The 15,326-nt window shown below is 62.5% G+C and carries 12 protein-coding genes and 1 pseudogene; 2 read left to right on the top strand and 11 right to left on the bottom strand.

Annotated elements, in window-relative coordinates:
- Positions 1–13: 13 nt before the first annotated feature.
- Positions 14–1,075, top strand: a pseudogene (locus tag KVQ74_RS29575) (methyl-accepting chemotaxis protein); the annotation flags it as partial.
- Positions 1,058–1,930 (top strand): methyl-accepting chemotaxis protein, encoded by an 873-nt coding sequence (locus KVQ74_RS29570; RefSeq protein ID WP_404822684.1) that lies wholly within the window; start codon positions 1,058–1,060, stop codon positions 1,928–1,930. The pseudogene KVQ74_RS29575 and the gene KVQ74_RS29570, both read left to right, overlap by 18 nt.
- Before the next feature lie 53 nt (positions 1,931–1,983).
- Here the strand turns inward: KVQ74_RS29570 and KVQ74_RS15215 are convergent, their stop codons facing one another.
- The 11 genes from KVQ74_RS15215 to hutI all read right to left on the bottom strand — a co-directional run bounded on the left by KVQ74_RS15215 (position 1,984) and on the right by hutI (position 15,279).
- Entirely contained in the window at positions 1,984–2,718 is a 735-nt protein-coding gene (locus KVQ74_RS15215) for an amino acid ABC transporter ATP-binding protein (RefSeq protein WP_217831918.1), read from the bottom strand.
- Positions 2,711–3,670, bottom strand: a complete 960-nt coding sequence (locus tag KVQ74_RS15210; RefSeq protein WP_217831916.1) for an amino acid ABC transporter permease — start codon at positions 3,668–3,670, stop codon at positions 2,711–2,713. Before KVQ74_RS15210 ends, KVQ74_RS15215 begins: the two co-directional genes overlap by 8 nt.
- A gap of 144 nt (positions 3,671–3,814) precedes the next feature.
- Positions 3,815–4,612, bottom strand: a complete 798-nt coding sequence (locus tag KVQ74_RS15205) for a transporter substrate-binding domain-containing protein (RefSeq protein ID WP_217831914.1) — start codon at positions 4,610–4,612, stop codon at positions 3,815–3,817.
- Between the two features lie 389 nt (positions 4,613–5,001).
- Complete coding sequence (gene mdoH / locus KVQ74_RS15200) at positions 5,002–7,572, bottom strand: glucans biosynthesis glucosyltransferase MdoH (RefSeq protein ID WP_217831911.1); 2,571 nt, start codon at positions 7,570–7,572, stop codon at positions 5,002–5,004.
- Positions 7,565–9,379, bottom strand: coding sequence for a glucan biosynthesis protein G (locus KVQ74_RS15195; RefSeq protein WP_217831910.1), 1,815 nt, complete (start codon positions 9,377–9,379; stop codon positions 7,565–7,567). The genes mdoH and KVQ74_RS15195 overlap by 8 nt, the downstream gene beginning before the upstream one ends.
- A 322-nt stretch (positions 9,380–9,701) precedes the next feature.
- Positions 9,702–10,139, bottom strand: a complete 438-nt coding sequence (gene dtd, locus KVQ74_RS15190) for a D-aminoacyl-tRNA deacylase (protein WP_217831908.1) — start codon at positions 10,137–10,139, stop codon at positions 9,702–9,704.
- Positions 10,136–11,107 (bottom strand): prolyl aminopeptidase, encoded by a 972-nt coding sequence (gene pip, locus KVQ74_RS15185; protein ID WP_217831905.1) that lies wholly within the window; start codon positions 11,105–11,107, stop codon positions 10,136–10,138. Before pip ends, dtd begins: the two co-directional genes overlap by 4 nt.
- A 104-nt stretch (positions 11,108–11,211) precedes the next feature.
- Positions 11,212–12,129, bottom strand: coding sequence for an alpha/beta hydrolase (locus KVQ74_RS15180; RefSeq protein WP_217831904.1), 918 nt, complete (start codon positions 12,127–12,129; stop codon positions 11,212–11,214).
- The gene (locus tag KVQ74_RS15175; protein ID WP_217831903.1) at positions 12,129–13,076 is read right to left on the bottom strand and encodes a choline ABC transporter substrate-binding protein; all 948 of its coding nucleotides are present in this window, start codon (positions 13,074–13,076) and stop codon (positions 12,129–12,131) included. Before KVQ74_RS15175 ends, KVQ74_RS15180 begins: the two co-directional genes overlap by 1 nt.
- Positions 13,077–13,259: 183 nt before the next feature.
- Complete coding sequence (gene hutG / locus KVQ74_RS15170; RefSeq protein ID WP_217831902.1) at positions 13,260–14,063, bottom strand: N-formylglutamate deformylase; 804 nt, start codon at positions 14,061–14,063, stop codon at positions 13,260–13,262.
- Between the two features lie 10 nt (positions 14,064–14,073).
- A complete protein-coding gene (gene hutI, locus KVQ74_RS15165; RefSeq protein ID WP_217831901.1) occupies positions 14,074–15,279 on the bottom strand; it encodes an imidazolonepropionase in 1,206 nt (401 codons plus the stop codon).
- Positions 15,280–15,326: the final 47 nt, after the last annotated feature.

The raw sequence follows: 15,326 nt of genomic DNA, 5'->3' as shown, positions 1-15,326 counted from the left end.
GGGGAGTCGTCGCATGTACCGTTGGTTAGCCGAGAATCTTGGAAACGTCAGCGTCAAACGCAAGCTGGGAATCGGTTTCGGCCTGGTGCTGTTGCTGACACTGCTGATCACCTTCACTGGCTGGACCGGCATGAGCGGCATCATCAGCCGTGGTGACAAACTCGGCTTCATCTCCAGCCTCAACGAGCTGACCAAGGACCTGCGCCTGGCGCGCCTGGACTATGAAGCGCGGCGCGGCGAACAAGGCCCCGGCGCGGTCAACGACCTGCTGGGCAAGCTCGACAGCGGTTTGCAGACCGCTCGCGGCCTGATCGAACAACCGTCCGACGTCGCGATGATCGACCAGCAACTGGCGGCCGTCGCCGAGTACAAGCGCGCGTTCGCCGACATGACCCAGGCCACCGCCCTGCGCGAAGACGCCCGCAGCAAACTCGGCGCCACCGCCGACAACGCCGTGGCCCGCGTTGCCGAAGTCGAGAAATCCATGCTCCAGGGCGACAGCGTCAGCCAGTTCAACGCGGTGATCGACCTGAGCAAACTGATCCAGCAGGCGCGCTTCCAGGTACGCGGCTACACCTACAGCGCCAAGGCCGAAGCCGAGCAACCGGCCCTCGATGCCATCGACAACGCCCTGAAAAACCTTGAGACCCTGCCTGGCAAGCTGCCGGAGCAGCACATCGCCAACCTGCAACAGGCCACCGACTCCCTCAAGGCCTATCGCGCGGCGGTCAGCCAGTTCCGCGACTCCCAAGTCAACAATGCCAAGGCCCTGGCGCGCATGTCGATTCAGGGTGACACCCTGATCGACATCAGCAAGAAGCTCACCGACTCCCAGACCATCGTGCGCGACACCGACGCCGCTCACGCGAAAAACCTGCTGCTGATTGCCACCCTGCTGGCCCTGGCGTTCGGCATGCTGGCGGCCTGGGCGATCACCCGGCAGATCATCATTCCGCTGAACCAGACTCTCAAAGTCGCCGAGCGCGTGGCTGCCGGCGACCTGACCCACAACCTGATTTCCCAGCGCCGCGACGAACTCGGTCAGTTGCAACGCTCGATGCAGAGCATGACCCAGGGTCTGCGCGAGCTGATCGGTGGCATCAGCGACGGTGTCACCCAGATCGCGAGCGCTGCCGAGGAACTGTCGGCAGTGACCGAACAGACCAGCGCCGGGGTGAACAATCAGAAGGTCGAGACCGATCAGGTCGCCACCGCCATGAACGAAATGGCCGCCACCGTGCAGGAAGTCGCGCGCAACGCCGAGGAAGCTTCGGAGGCAGCCGTCGCGGCTGACCAACAGGCCCGCGAAGGCGACAAAGTGGTCGGCGAAGCCATCGCCCAGATCGAGCGCCTGGCCACTGAAGTCGGCCACTCCACCGAAGCCATGGGCGAACTCAAGCGCGAAAGCGACAAGATCGGCAGCGTGCTCGACGTGATCAAGTCCGTGGCCCAGCAAACCAACCTGCTGGCCCTCAACGCTGCCATCGAAGCGGCCCGTGCCGGTGAAGCCGGACGTGGTTTCGCGGTGGTTGCTGACGAAGTGCGCAGCCTTGCGCAACGTACCCAGAAGTCCACCGAAGAAATCGAAGAGCTGATCGTCGGCCTGCAGAACGGTACTCAGCAAGTGGCGACGATCATGGACAACAGCCGCACGCTGACCCAGAGCAGCGTGGAGCTGACCCGCCGTGCCGGTGGTTCGCTGGAAAACATCACGCGCACCGTGTCGGCGATTCAGGCGATGAACCAGCAGATCGCAGCGGCCGCCGAACAGCAGAGTGCCGTGGCCGAAGAGATCAACCGCAGCGTGCTGAACGTGCGGGATGTCTCGGACCAGACGTCGGCGGCGAGTGAAGAGACGGCCGCCTCCAGCGTCGAGCTGGCGCGCCTGGGCACTCACCTGCAAACGCTGGTAGGCCGCTTCAAGGTTTAAACCGCGCAAACAAAAAAATCGCAGCCAATGGCTGCGATTTTTTTGCCCTACGCTTAGAGAACCTGACGCAGGAAAGCCTGGGCCCGCGGATCCTTCGGCGCATCGAAGAATTCCGCTGGCGAGGCGTCTTCCAGCAGTTTGCCGTGATCGAAGAACAGCACGCGATCCGCCACTTCACGGGCAAAACCCATTTCGTGGGTCACGCAGACCATGGTCATGCCTTCCACGGCCAGGTTCTTCATCACGTCCAGCACTTCACCGACCATTTCCGGATCGAGGGCCGAAGTCGGCTCGTCGAACAGCATCACTTTCGGATCCATCGCCAGTGCCCGGGCAATTGCCACACGCTGCTGCTGACCGCCGGACAGGCGCGACGGGTATTCGCGGGCCTTCTGCGCGATGCCGACCTTTTCCAGCAGCGCCAGGGCCTTGGCCTCGCTTTCCTTCTGGCCGCGCTTGCGCACGACTTTCTGCGCCAGGCAGAGGTTTTCCAGCACGGTCATGTGCGGGAACAGATTGAAATGCTGGAACACCATGCCGACTTCGCGGCGGTACGCATTGATGTCGGTTTTCGGATCGGCCAGTTGCAGACCGTCGATGCTCACCGAACCCGAATCGAATGCTTCCAGGCCGTTGAGGCAACGCAGGAAGGTCGACTTGCCGGAACCGGACGGACCGATCACCACCAGCACTTCGCCCTTGGCGACTTGGGTGCTGACGTTATCCACCGCGCGCACCACCTGGCCACGGGTGTCGAAGACTTTTACCAGATCGCGGACTTCAATCACTTTGCGCGAGCCTCCGCTCAAGCCGACTGGCGATTTTCGACAGCGGCAGGTTGATCAACAGGTACAGGCCGGCCACGCAGAACAGGATCTCGAACGGCGAGAACGAGGTGGTGATCACTTCTCGGCCGCTTTTCAGCAGCTCGGTAATCGCGATCACCGACACCAGCGAGGTGTCCTTGACCAGACTGATGAACTGCCCGGCCAGCGGCGGCAGCACGCGCTTGAAGGCTTGCGGCAGCACCACATGGCGCATCGACTGACCGGCGCTGAGGCCCAGCGAACGCGCAGCTTCGTTTTGTCCACGGGCAATCGACTGCACGCCGGAGCGGATGATTTCCGCCACGTAGGCACCGGTGAACAGCGACAGCGCAGCGATCCCGGCGAACTCCCGGGACAGGTTCATCACCGTGCCGATGAAGAAGTAGAAAATGAAAATCTGCACCAGCAGCGGCGTGCCGCGTACCAGCTCGACATAGATCGACGACAGGTCTCGCAGGGTCGGGTTGTTCGACAAGCGGCACAGGCCGGTCGCCAGGCCGATCAGCAACCCCAGGACGCCGGACACCACCGACAGCCAAAGCGTCGTCCACAGCCCCCACAGCAGCGGTCCCGCCGCCCAATGACGGGTGACGCCCACCACGTCGCCTTCAGCCACATCGTCGCCCTGAGCGAATTGCAGGCTGTTCTCGTCGACCGTCAGGTGTTGCTCGTCGCCGGCCTCGTTGCGCAGCGTGACTTGCGCGCTGCCGCCCTTGCGAACCAGCTCACTGACGGTGGAAATGTCGGCGGCGCGCTGGGTTTCCTCGGCCTGATAGGCGAAGTACTGCGGCACGCGGTTCCAGCGCCATTCGTAGGACATCAGCGACGTGGCGTAATACAACGCGCCAGCCAGGCCGATCAGCACCAGCACGGTCAGGACGTGCCAGGGCCATTGGGCTTTTTTCTGTTTCATTGCAGGTTCCGGAATTCGTATTGCCTTGAATGGCCTCTTCGCGAGCAAGCCCGCTCCCACAGCAGTACGCGATCCACTGTGGAAGCGGGCTTGCCCGTGAATGGAGCGACCCGGTCTTGCCGACCGGCCGCTATCCGATCGGCCTTATTCCATGTCCTTGAGCCACTCGGTGCTCTTGAACCACTTGTCATGGATGCGATCGTAGGTGCCGTCTTCGTGGATCTGGTGCAGGAAGTTGTTGATGAAGTTGATGCTGTCGTAGTCACCCTTCTTCAGACCGAAGGCCAGTGGCTCGTAGGTGAACGGCTTGTCGAGGAACACCAGTTTGCCGGCTCCGACCTTGTTGACCGCCACCACGTTGTACGGCGCGTCGTAGATGAAGGCGTCGGCCTTGCCGTTGACCACGTCGAGCACGGCTTCCTGCTCGTTGTCGTAGCCGTGGTACTTGGCCTTGGAGATCAGTTTCCTGGCGACCATTTCGCCGGTGGTGCCGAGCTTGGAAGTGATGCGGTAGTCGGCGGTGTTCAGGTCTTTGTAGGACTTGATGGTGCCTTCCAGTTCCTTGCGGATCAGCAGGGTCTGGCCGACCACGATGAACGGTTCGCTGAAGTTCAGGCGCAGGTTGCGTTCCTGGGTCAGGGTCATGCCGCTGCCGATCATGTCGAACTTGTCGGTCATCAGCGCCGGGATGATCCCGTCGTAGCCGGTGGACACCAGCTCCAGCTTGACGCCCATGGCCTTGGTCATGGCTTTGAGGATGTCGACTTCGAAACCGATGATTTCGCCGCGCTTGTTGGTCATTTCGAACGGCATGTAGGTCGGATCCATGCCGACTTTCAACGAACCGCGCTTGACCGCGTCATCGATGGCACCGGCCTGCGCCGCATTGACTGCAACCAGTGCCGTGACGCCGACCAGCAGCATCGACAGATACTTCTTCATCTTCAAGTCCCCAAAACCATTGCGTTTGCGGCGCGCAAATAAGCAGAAACGGGCCAAAAAGCCCGGGCGCACCAATTCGGGGACGGATGCTAACGCACTCGCTCGTTTGCACAAGGGTTAATGGACGATTTGTTTAACATTCAAGAATTACCCCCTCACCCCAGCCCTCTCCCCCAAGGGGGCGAGGGGGAAAGGGAGCCGATCTCCGTCAGTTTCCAATCCTGAGTTCGACTCGACATCTCTGTTTGGGGCATTGGATTCAATATCACGCTTTCAGGTCGGCGTAGCGCTGGAGCATCCCCCAATCAATCCCCTCTCCCTCCGGGAGAGGGTTAGGGTGAGGGGCTTTTGAGCATGCAAAAAAAACCCCGCTTTCGCGGGGTTCTTCATCAGGCCGGTTGCGCCTGCAAGCTCACAGGCTTGAGCGGCAGCAACGGCGCATGGGGATCGGCTTTCACCGAAGCCCGCCATGCATCCAGCCACTCGGCGTGACCTTCGGCCCACACCTGCTCGTGCAGGCGCGCCAGGGCTACCGGATCGCTCAGCAGTTGCAGGCGATCATGGTTGCTCAGCGCCGCCGGGCCGACCTTGATCGCGTGACGCACGCGCTCCTGGCGCAGCCACTCGATCGGCTCGGCCTGGCCGTGACGGGAGGTCGCCAGCGAGCACGCCAGGGCGTTCTGCTGAGGATCGACCACCGCGCGGACAAAGCCGTCGTTCAGGGCATGCCAGCGGTTTTCGTGGGTGTACTGATCGGTCGCCAGCAACGCCTGTGGCGGGTTGTATTCCTCAGGAATGAGGAACAGGCTCTCGTCACGGGACTTGAGGCCCAGGCCGACACGGCTGGAAATCACCGATACCGGGATCGACAGCATCAGGGAACCGACGATCGGCACCAGCCACCACAGGAAGCTCGGGTTCAGCCAGATCACCAGCAACGCCCAGAAGAAGCCCAGCACGGTCTGCGGACCGTGACGCTTGACCGCTTCGCTCCATGGCGTGGAGTCGTCGTCACGTTGCGGCGAATTCCAGGTCGCAGCCCAGCCGAGGAACGCGGCAAGGACGAAACGGGTGTGGAAAATCATCCGCACCGGCGCCAGCAGCATGGAGAACAGCATCTCCAGCAGCATCGACAGGGTCACCTTGAACTTGCCGCCGAACTCTTTCGCGCCCTTGGCCCAGATCAGGATGATGCTCAGCAGTTTCGGCAGGAACAGCAGCACGATCGTCGTCGAGAACAGCGCGATCGCCTTGTCCGGGTGCCATTGCGGCCACAGCGGATAGAGCTGGCGCGGCTCGAGGAAGTACTGCGGCTCCATCAGGGTGTTCACCGCCAGCAGCGCGGTAGACAGCACCAGGAAGAAGAACCACAACGGCGCCGACAGGTAAGACATCACGCCGGTCAGGAACACCGCACGGTGTACCGGGTGCATGCCCTTCACCAGGAACAGGCGGAAGTTCATCAGGTTGCCGTGGCACCAGCGCCGGTCACGCTTGAGTTCGTCGAGCAGGTTCGGCGGCAGTTCTTCGTAGCTGCCCGGCAGGTCGTAGGCAATCCACACGCCCCAGCCGGCACGACGCATCAGCGCCGCTTCAACGAAGTCGTGGGACAGGATCGCACCGGAGAACGCACCTTTGCCCGGCAACGGCGCGAGGGCGCAGTGGTCGATGAACGGCTTCATGCGGATGATCGCGTTGTGACCCCAGTAGTGGGATTCACCCAACTGCCAGAAGTGCAGGCCGGCGGTGAACAGCGGGCCGTACACGCGGGTGGCGAACTGCTGCATGCGTGCATACAGCGTGTCCATGCCCGAGGCACGTGGCGCGGTCTGGATGATCCCGGCGTCCGGCGTGGCTTCCATCAGGCGCACCAGACTGGTCAGGCACTCGCCGCTCATCACCGAGTCGGCGTCGAGCACGACCATGTACTTGTAGTCACCGCCCCAGCGACGGCAGAAGTCGTCGAGGTTGCCGCTCTTGCGTTTGACGCGGCGGCGACGGCGGCGATAGAAGATCTTGCCGAAGCCCTTGGCTTCGCGGCAGACGTCCAGCCAGGCCTGCTGCTCGGCCACACAGATATCGGTGTCGTTACTGTCGCTGAGGACGAAGAAGTCGAAGCGATCCAGGTCACCGGTGGCCGCGACCGACTCGAAAGTCGCGCGCAGACCGGCGAACACCCGAGGCACATCTTCGTTGCAGATCGGCATCACCAACGCGGTGCGCGCGTCTTTCGGAATCGGCTCGTTGCCGGCGCTTTTCCCGGAGATGCGGTACTTATCGTGACCGGTGAGCAACTCGAGGAAGCCCATCAGCGCGGTCCAGAAACCGGCCGACACCCAGCAGAACAGAATCCCGAACATGATCAGGATGCTGGTTTGCAGCGCATACGGCAGCACTTGCGTGGCGGTTTGCAGCAACGGCTGGTGCATGACCTCTTCGAGATCGACGAACGACCAGCCCTGGTACGGCATGATGCCTTTCATGTACCAGCCGGCGACGATGGTCTGGCCGATCATCAGCAGCAACAGAATGTAGCGGCGGATCGAACCGACGGTGCGCCAGCGCGCGGCGGGCAGCACGTTCTCGTCTTTCGGTGGCTGCGGCGGATTGGTCCGGCCGGTCAGGCGGCGCCAGCCACGCACCAGAATGTTGGTGCGCCACGGCTCCGGCACGACCTTGGTCCGGCGGATCGGCGGCGTGGCCTTGAGGCTGACCCGGCCATTGGCGTCGAGCACCAGCATTTCCGCCTCTTCCAGCTCTTCGGCGGTGCTCAGGGTCAGGCGCTTGCCCACCGAAGCCTGGGCGGCTTCGGCAGGGGCGTCGAACGTGCTGGACGACAGGCGTTGATGCAGTTCGCTGAAGGACTGGCAGCCCGCGAGTTCCGCGCGCTGCTCGTCGGTCATCGGCAAATGCGCCAGATACTCGGAAAGAGTCTCCGGCTGTACTTGAGAGTTACTCATCGGCAGGCAACTGATAGCTCCAGGTCTCGGTCAGGACTTGCTCAGTCGAGGCCGATTCCGGTGTGGCTGGGGCCGCGTCGGCAGCGGCAGGCTGCTTGGCGTCTTTGTTGGCCTTGTCCTTGGCTTCTGCCGCTGGCTTGGCGTCGGCCTGTTTGGCCTCGGCTGCCTTGGCTTCCTTGTCGGCTTTCTCTTGTTGCTTGGCGGCAACCTTGTCGGCCTTGGCGACGGAGGAGTTCGACGCTGGCAGCGAGAGCTTCGCCAGGTCGGTCGGCACCACGTTCTGCACCAAGGCAGCACGCATTTCGGTGGCCTTGCTCGCATCCTTGACCTTCAACCGCAGGGTCAGGCGCCAGCCTTTGGTTTCCGGGTTGTAGCGCACGTTGTTCTCGACCAGTTCGGCGTTGTCGCCGACGCTGACCTGGCTGCGCACGTCCGCATCCGCCGGCAATGCCGCCAGGGACGGGCCGGTGAAGTCGATCAGATAGGCAACGGTGCCGTCCGGCTGACGGATCAGGTTCGACTGCTTGACGTCACCGGTCGAACGCAGGGTCTGCTCGACCCAGGCGCTGTCGATCGCATGGATGTTCGACTCGTTGTTGGTCCAGTGCATGCGGTAGGCGAAGTCCAGCGGCTGGCCCGGCTCCGGCATTTTTTCCGGGCTCCAGAACGCAACGATGTTGTCGTTGGTTTCGTCGGCGGTCGGAATTTCCACCAAGTCGACGGTGCCCTTGCCCCACTCGCCCTTCGGCTCGATCCAGGCGCTTGGGCGCTTGTCGTAGCGGTCATCGAGGTCTTCGTAGTGGCTGAAATCACGGCCACGTTGCAGCAGGCCGAAACCGCGCGGGTTCTCGACGCTGAAGTTGCTCACGGCCAGGTGTTTCGGGTTGTTCAGCGGACGCCAGATCCACTCGCCGTTGCCGGCATGGATCGACAGGCCGCTGGAGTCGTGCAGTTCACGACGGTAGTTGAGCACTTTCGACGGCTGGTTGGCGCCGAACAGGAACATGCTGGTCAGCGGCGCGATGCCCAGTTTGCCGACCTTGTCACGCAGGAACATCTGCGCCTTGACGTCGACGATGGTGTCGCTGCCCGGACGCACGATCAGACGGTAGGCACCGGTGGCGCGCGGCGAATCCAGCAGGGCGAAGATCACCAGATGCTTGTCGCCCGGTTTCGGCTGCTGCACCCAGAATTCGCGGAAACGCGGGAACTCTTCGCCGGACGGCAGAGCGGTATCGATCGCCAGGCCACGGGCCGACAGACCATAGGTGTGGCCCTTGCCGACGACGCGGAAGTAGCTCGCGCCCAGCAGGGTCATGATTTCGTCTTGCTTGTCGGCCTTGTTGATCGGGTACAGCACACGGAAACCGGCGTAACCCAGTTGCTCGGTGGCTTTAGGATCGAACTGCAGATCGCCGAAATCGAAACGCGACGGATCGTATTTGATCTCTTCGACGGTGTTCGCCGTGATTTCGTTGATTTTCACCGGCGTATCGAAGTGCATGCCCTGGTGATAGAAGGACAGCTTGAACGGGGTTTTCTGGTCGGCCCATTCGGCTTTTTCAGTGCGGAAACGAATTTTCTGGTAGTCCGCGAATTTCATGTCACGGAATTCGTTCGGCAGGTTGCTGCGCGGGGCTTCGAACTTCTGCCCGGCCAGCTCTTTAGCCTTGGCCGATACATCGTCAAGATTGAATGCCCAAAGCTGGCCGGCGCTGAGCAGGCACACGAGTGCCGAGCCCGCTACCAGAGCGCTTCGCAAGCGTTTGGCAGACAATTTTGCTGCATTACAGGGACTAACAATCACGAGCAACCCTCGCCGAAAACAGATCAAAAAACCAACGGCCAGATGAAGTGTCTGTGAGGTCTTCGGTACACGAAAACCGACCTTTCCAGAGCACCCTTGCCAAGTTGGCGAGCATTGTTCCGACTCCGCTGGGGCAAAATGATTCCCCAATCGGATCCGGACAAGTCTCTACCTAAGTCAAAATGGACCAACGAACGCTGATCCCCGTAGCGCGCGATTATCTAGCAGCCCGCGTTACAACGCATCAGGGGTAACAAAGTATTTATCGCGAAAAATCCCTGTTTTCAGTCGAAAAGCCCTTAAAAAGATGTTTCAAGGGTTTTTACGTCTGTAACAGAAAGGTTACCGGGCCATCGTTGACCAGATGCACCTGCATATCCGCGCCGAATCTACCTGATGCCACAGTGCCATGCACCTGTTTCGCTTTGCCTGATAGATAGTCGAACAGTTCCTCACCCAGGGCCGGAGGGGCGGCGGTCGAGAAACTCGGACGCAACCCGCTTTTGGTGTCGGCGGCGAGGGTGAACTGAGAGACCAGCAGCAACCCGCCGCCAACGTCCGCGAGGGAAAGATTCATCTTGCCCTCGGCATCGCTGAATACCCGATAGTTAAGCAGCTTATGCAGAAGTTTGTCGGCGCTGGCCCGCGTGTCGTCGGGTTCGACCGCCACCAGCACCAGTAAACCCTGGTCGACCGCGCCGACCACCTCCCCTGCCACCTCGACCCGCGCGCTTCTCACGCGTTGCAGAAGCCCCTTCATGCTTCTTCGGGCGGCAGGTCGAGCAGACGCCGGGCCATTTTGCTGGCGGCGCGCACCAGGGCATCGGTGATACCTGGCTCGGAGGCGGCGTGACCGGCATCGCGGATCACCTGCAATTCGCTGTTCGGCCAGGCCTGATGCAGTTCCCACGCGTTATCGAGCGGGCAGATCACGTCGTAGCGGCCGTGGATGATCACGCCCGGCAGGTGGGCGATCTTGCCCATGTCGCGAATCAGCTGATTCGGCTCAAGGAACGCGTTGTTGGTGAAGTAATGGCATTCGATCCGCGCAATCGACAGCGCGCGCTGCGGCTCGGAGAAGCGATCGACCACCAGCGGGTTCGGCCGCAGGGTCGCGGTGCGCCCTTCCCAGATCGACCAGGCCTTGGCGGCGTGCATCTGCGCAATCTGATCGTTGCCGGTCAGGCGTTTGTGGAAGGCGTTGAGCAGGTCGTCGCGCTCGTCCAGCGGGATCGGTGCGATGTAGTCCTGCCAATAATCCGGGAACAGACGGCTGGCGCCGGCCTGGTAGAACCATTCGATTTCCTGCGGACGGCAGAGAAAGATCCCGCGCAGGATCAGGCCATGCACCCGCTCCGGATGGGTCTGGGCGTAGGCCAGGGCCAGGGTCGAACCCCAGGAACCACCGAACAGCACCCATTTCTCGATGCCCAGGTGCTTGCGGATCCGCTCGAGGTCGGCGACCAGATCCCAGGTGGTGTTGTTTTCCAGGCTGGCGTGCGGGGTGGAGCGTCCGCAGCCGCGCTGGTCGAAGGTGACAATGCGATACAGGTTCGGATCGAAGTAGCGACGGCTCTGGGCATCGCACCCGGCGCCGGGGCCGCCATGGATGAACACCACGGGCAAACCTTCCGGCGAGCCGCTTTCATCGACGTACAGCGTGTGGGTGTCATCGACAGCCAGATCGTGCCGGGCGTGAGGTTTGATCTGCGGAAACAATGTCTGCATTGCGCGCTCCGTAAGGGGTCGAGTTCATCCCTGGGGGGACTTCTATTATTCTGCCGTCCGGCATCATAAACCCGATTTACGTCAATGAGCATGCCCGCACGCTGTCACAATTTGTCAGCCATAAACCCCAGCAGCTTTTCGTAGAGACGGTCGACCTCGGCGACCTGGCCGCGAGCGCGCAGGCAACCGTGAACCAGCCCTTCGCCGTCATACAGCACCGCATCGCCACCGGCGGCGTTCAGGCGCTCGGCGTAACGCACCCCATCGTCACGCAAGGGATCGAATTGCGCCACGGCGATCCAGGCCGGCGGCAGATCACTGAGATCGCCAGCGAGCAGCGGCATCGCGTAGGCGCCGGGCTGACGGGTGCCGCGCAGATACAACGCGTGATAACAGTCGACATCACTGCTGCCGAGCAACGGCGCATCGGCGCATTCACGGCGTGACGGCAGATGTTCGTCGCCCCCGAGGCCCGGGTAGATCAACACCTGAGCACTCGGCAGCCGTTCATCGGCATCGCGCAATGCCAGGCACAACGCGGCGGCGAGATTGCCGCCAGCGCTGTCCCCCGCCACCAGCATCCGCTGCGGATCGAACCAGAACGGCCCGCCACGCAACGCGCGCCAGACGCTCAGGCAATCCTCGAAACCGGCCGGAAACGGGTGCTCCGGCGCCAGCCGATAATCCACCGCCACCACCATCGCGCCCAGCGCCATGGCCAGTTCGAAACACATGAAGTCATGGGAATCGAGCCCGCCCACCACCCAGCCGCCGCCGTGCAGGTACAACACGCAGGGCCAGCCGCTGGACGGTGGTTTCACCGGCGGGCGATAGGAACGCACCGCCACGCCGTTCAACTGGAAGTCCACCACCTCAAGTCCGACCGGGCGCTCGGGGGTGAACGCCCGGCACATGTCGTCGTATGCCTTGCGCAGGCCGTCGAGGCTGCTGTCTTCGCTGGCGTAGCCGAGGGTTTTGGCGACGAACGCCGACATCGCTGCGGACAGTGGATAAGTGCCCATCAGTTTTTCAGGCTGGCCTGAACCGTGGCCACGCCGTCCTTGCCGTCGAAACTGCTGACACCGGCCAGCCAGCGCTGCAAGTCTTCGGGGTGGTCACGCAGCCAGCTCCTGGCCACGTCCTGCGGGGTCTTGCGCTCCATGATCGGCACCATCAACTGGCTTTCGAGGGCGGCGGTGAACGTCAGGTTTTCCAGCAGTCGATGGACGTTCGGGCAGCGTTCGGCGTAATCCGGCGAAGTCACCGTGGACACGGTGGCGGCGCCTTCGTTGGGGCCGTAGACGTCCTCGCTGCCGGTCAGGTAGGTGATCTTCATGTTGATGTTCATCGGGTGCGGGGTCCAGCCGACGAACACCACGAACTCCTTGCGGTTCACCGCGCGCTGCACGGCGGCGAGCATGCCGGCTTCACCGGACTCGATGATCTTGAAATCCTTGAGGCCGAAGTGGTTGGTTTCGATCATGGTCTTGATCGTGGTGTTGGCGCCGCTGCCGGGTTCGATGCCGTAGATCTTACCGCCCAGTTGATCCTTGAAGCGGGCGATGTCGGAAAAGGTCTTGAGGCCCGCCGCCGCGACGTAATCCGGAACCGCCAGGGTCGCTTGCGCGTCGGCCAGGCTCGGCTTGTCCATGACCTTGACCTGATTGGCGGCGAGGAACGGCGCGATGTTCTTGTCCATCGCCGGTTTCCAGTAGCCGAGGAAGATGTCCAGGCGCTTGTCGCGGATGCCGGCGAAGATGATTTGCTGCACCGCGCTGGTCTGTTTGCTTTCGTAGCCCAGGCCATTGAGCAGCACATCGGCCATGCCGCTGGTGGCGATCACATCGGTCCAGTTGACCACGCCCATGCGCACAGCCTTGCAGGACGCGTCGTCACTGGCCAGAACAGGGGAACTGAGCAGGACACTGCTCGTGAGGATTAACGCACAACGAGTGAACAGTTTTTTCATCGGGGTTCGTCTCGAGCGGCAGCGGATTATTGTCGGAGCGGTGTCTTTGTGCACCGTGGCCGAAACATTACGCAGGCATCGAGGGGGAAAAGCGAACTGTGGCGACCGGGACTTGCACGGTGGCGACTGTTTACCCGCCCTGTGGGAGCGGGGTTGCTCGCTCCCACAGGGCGGGTGGCAGGCTCAGGACGGGTAGTAACGCTCGCCCCAGGCCAGTAAGCCTTGCAGCAACTCCTTGAGCACCACCCGCGTCGGCTCGGCCAGATCGGCGCGATAGCGGAACGGCTCGAACTCTTCCATGTACGTGCACTGGCCCAGTTCCAGTTGCACCGCATGAATGTTTTGCGCCGGGTTGCCGTAATGACGGGTGATGTGGCCGCCCTTGAAGCGTCCGTTCAGCACATGGCTGTAATCGCCGTGACGGGCGCAGATCGCTTCCAGTTGCGTCGCCAGTTGTGGGTCGCAGCTGGCGCCATTGAAGGTGCCGAGGTTGAAGTCCGGCAGCTTGCCGTCGAACAGGTGCGGAATGATCGAGCGGATCGAGTGCGCATCGAACAGCAGCGCGTAGCCGAACTCGGCTTTCAGCCGCGCCAGCTCTTGCTGCAAGGTGCGGTGGTACGGCGTCCAGATCTGCTCCAGATAGGTCGCGCGCTCGGCTTTCGACGGTTCCAGCCCTTCCTTGAACAGCGGAATGCCATCGAACAGCGTCGCCGGGTACAGCCCGGTGGTGGCGCCCGCGTACAGCGGTTTGTCGTCGGACGGCCGGTTCAGGTCGATGACGAAGCGCGAGTACTCGGCGGCCAGGGTGCTGGCACCCAGTTCAGCGGCGAAGTCGTAGAGCTGGGGAATATGCCAGTCAGTGTCCGGCAGGCTTTTCGCGTCCGGGATCAGCCCGGCCTCGACCGCTGGCGTCAGACGCACACCGGCGTGGGGCATGCTGATCAGCAACGGCACGCGACCTTGTTTGAAATTCAGAACCTTATCCACAACCGCTCTCCTACAGACTTGATTCAACGCCGTGACGCACGACGCGTTTGTCCAGCTCACCACCCAGCCAGTACGCCAGATCCGCCGGCCGGTCGATCTGCCAGGCGACGAAGTCCGCGACCTTGCCGACTTCCAGCGAACCGTGGGTCGCGGCCATGCCCAGCGCCTGCGCAGCGTGAATGGTCGCGCCGGCCAGGGCTTCTTCCGGGGTCATGCGGAAACAGGTGCAGGCCATGTTCAGCATCAGGCGCAACGACAGCGCTGGCGAGGTGCCAGGGTTGAGGTCGCTGGCGATGGCGATCTTTACCTTGTGTTTGCGCAAGGCCTCCATCGGTGGCAATTGGGTTTCGCGCAGGAAATAGAACGCCCCCGGCAGCAGCACCGCGACGGTGTCGGACTCAGCCATCGCGATGGCGTCGGACTCGTCCATGAACTCCAGGTGATCGGCGGACAACGCGTGATAACGTGCGGCCAGGCTGGAGCCGTGCAGCGACGACAGTTGTTCGGCGTGCAGCTTGACCGGCAGGCCGAGTTTTTGCGCGGCGACGAAGACCCGCTCGACCTGCTCCGGGGAAAACGCCAGGTATTCGCAGAACGCATCCACCGCATCCACCAGCCCTTCGGCGGCCAGGGCCGGGAGCATTTCGGTGCAGATGTGATCGATGTAGGCATCGGCGCGATCGACGTACTCCGGCGGCAGCGCATGAGCGGCCAGGCAGGTGCTGCGCACGTTGATCGGCAGTTCGTCGGCAAGCCGACGGATCACCCGCAGGATCTTGCGCTCGCTGGCCAGGTCCAGGCCATAGCCGGACTTCATCTCGACCGTGGTCACGCCGTCACGCATCAGGCTTTTCAGACGCTTGGCGGCGCTGGCGAACAGCTCGTCTTCCGAGGCCTCGCGGGTGGCGCGCACGGTGCTGGCGATGCCGCCGCCCTGGGCGGCGATTTCCGCGTAGCTGACCCCTTGCAGGCGCTTCTCGAACTCACCGCTGCGGTTACCGCCGAACACCGTATGGGTGTGGCAGTCGATCAGGCCCGGAGTGACCCACGCGCCTTGCAAGTCGTTGACCGCCGGGTATTCGCCGGCAGGCAATTGATGACGCGGACCGATCCACTCGATGAGTGCACCGGACGTCACGATGGCCGCATCCTCGATGATTGAGTAGACGCCCTGCGCCATGGTTGCGACGTGGCAGTGTTGCCAGAGGGTTTTCACTGTTGGCCTCCGTTGGAATTCGTTTGACGGGGAGCCCGCAAGAGCCC

Origin of the sequence: Pseudomonas botevensis, from assembly GCF_019145475.1 — a bacterium.
Classification (GTDB): domain Bacteria; phylum Pseudomonadota; class Gammaproteobacteria; order Pseudomonadales; family Pseudomonadaceae; genus Aquipseudomonas; species Aquipseudomonas botevensis.
The sequence above is the reverse complement of the archived record's forward strand: the minus strand, read 5'-3'. Positions and strand labels throughout refer to the sequence as shown.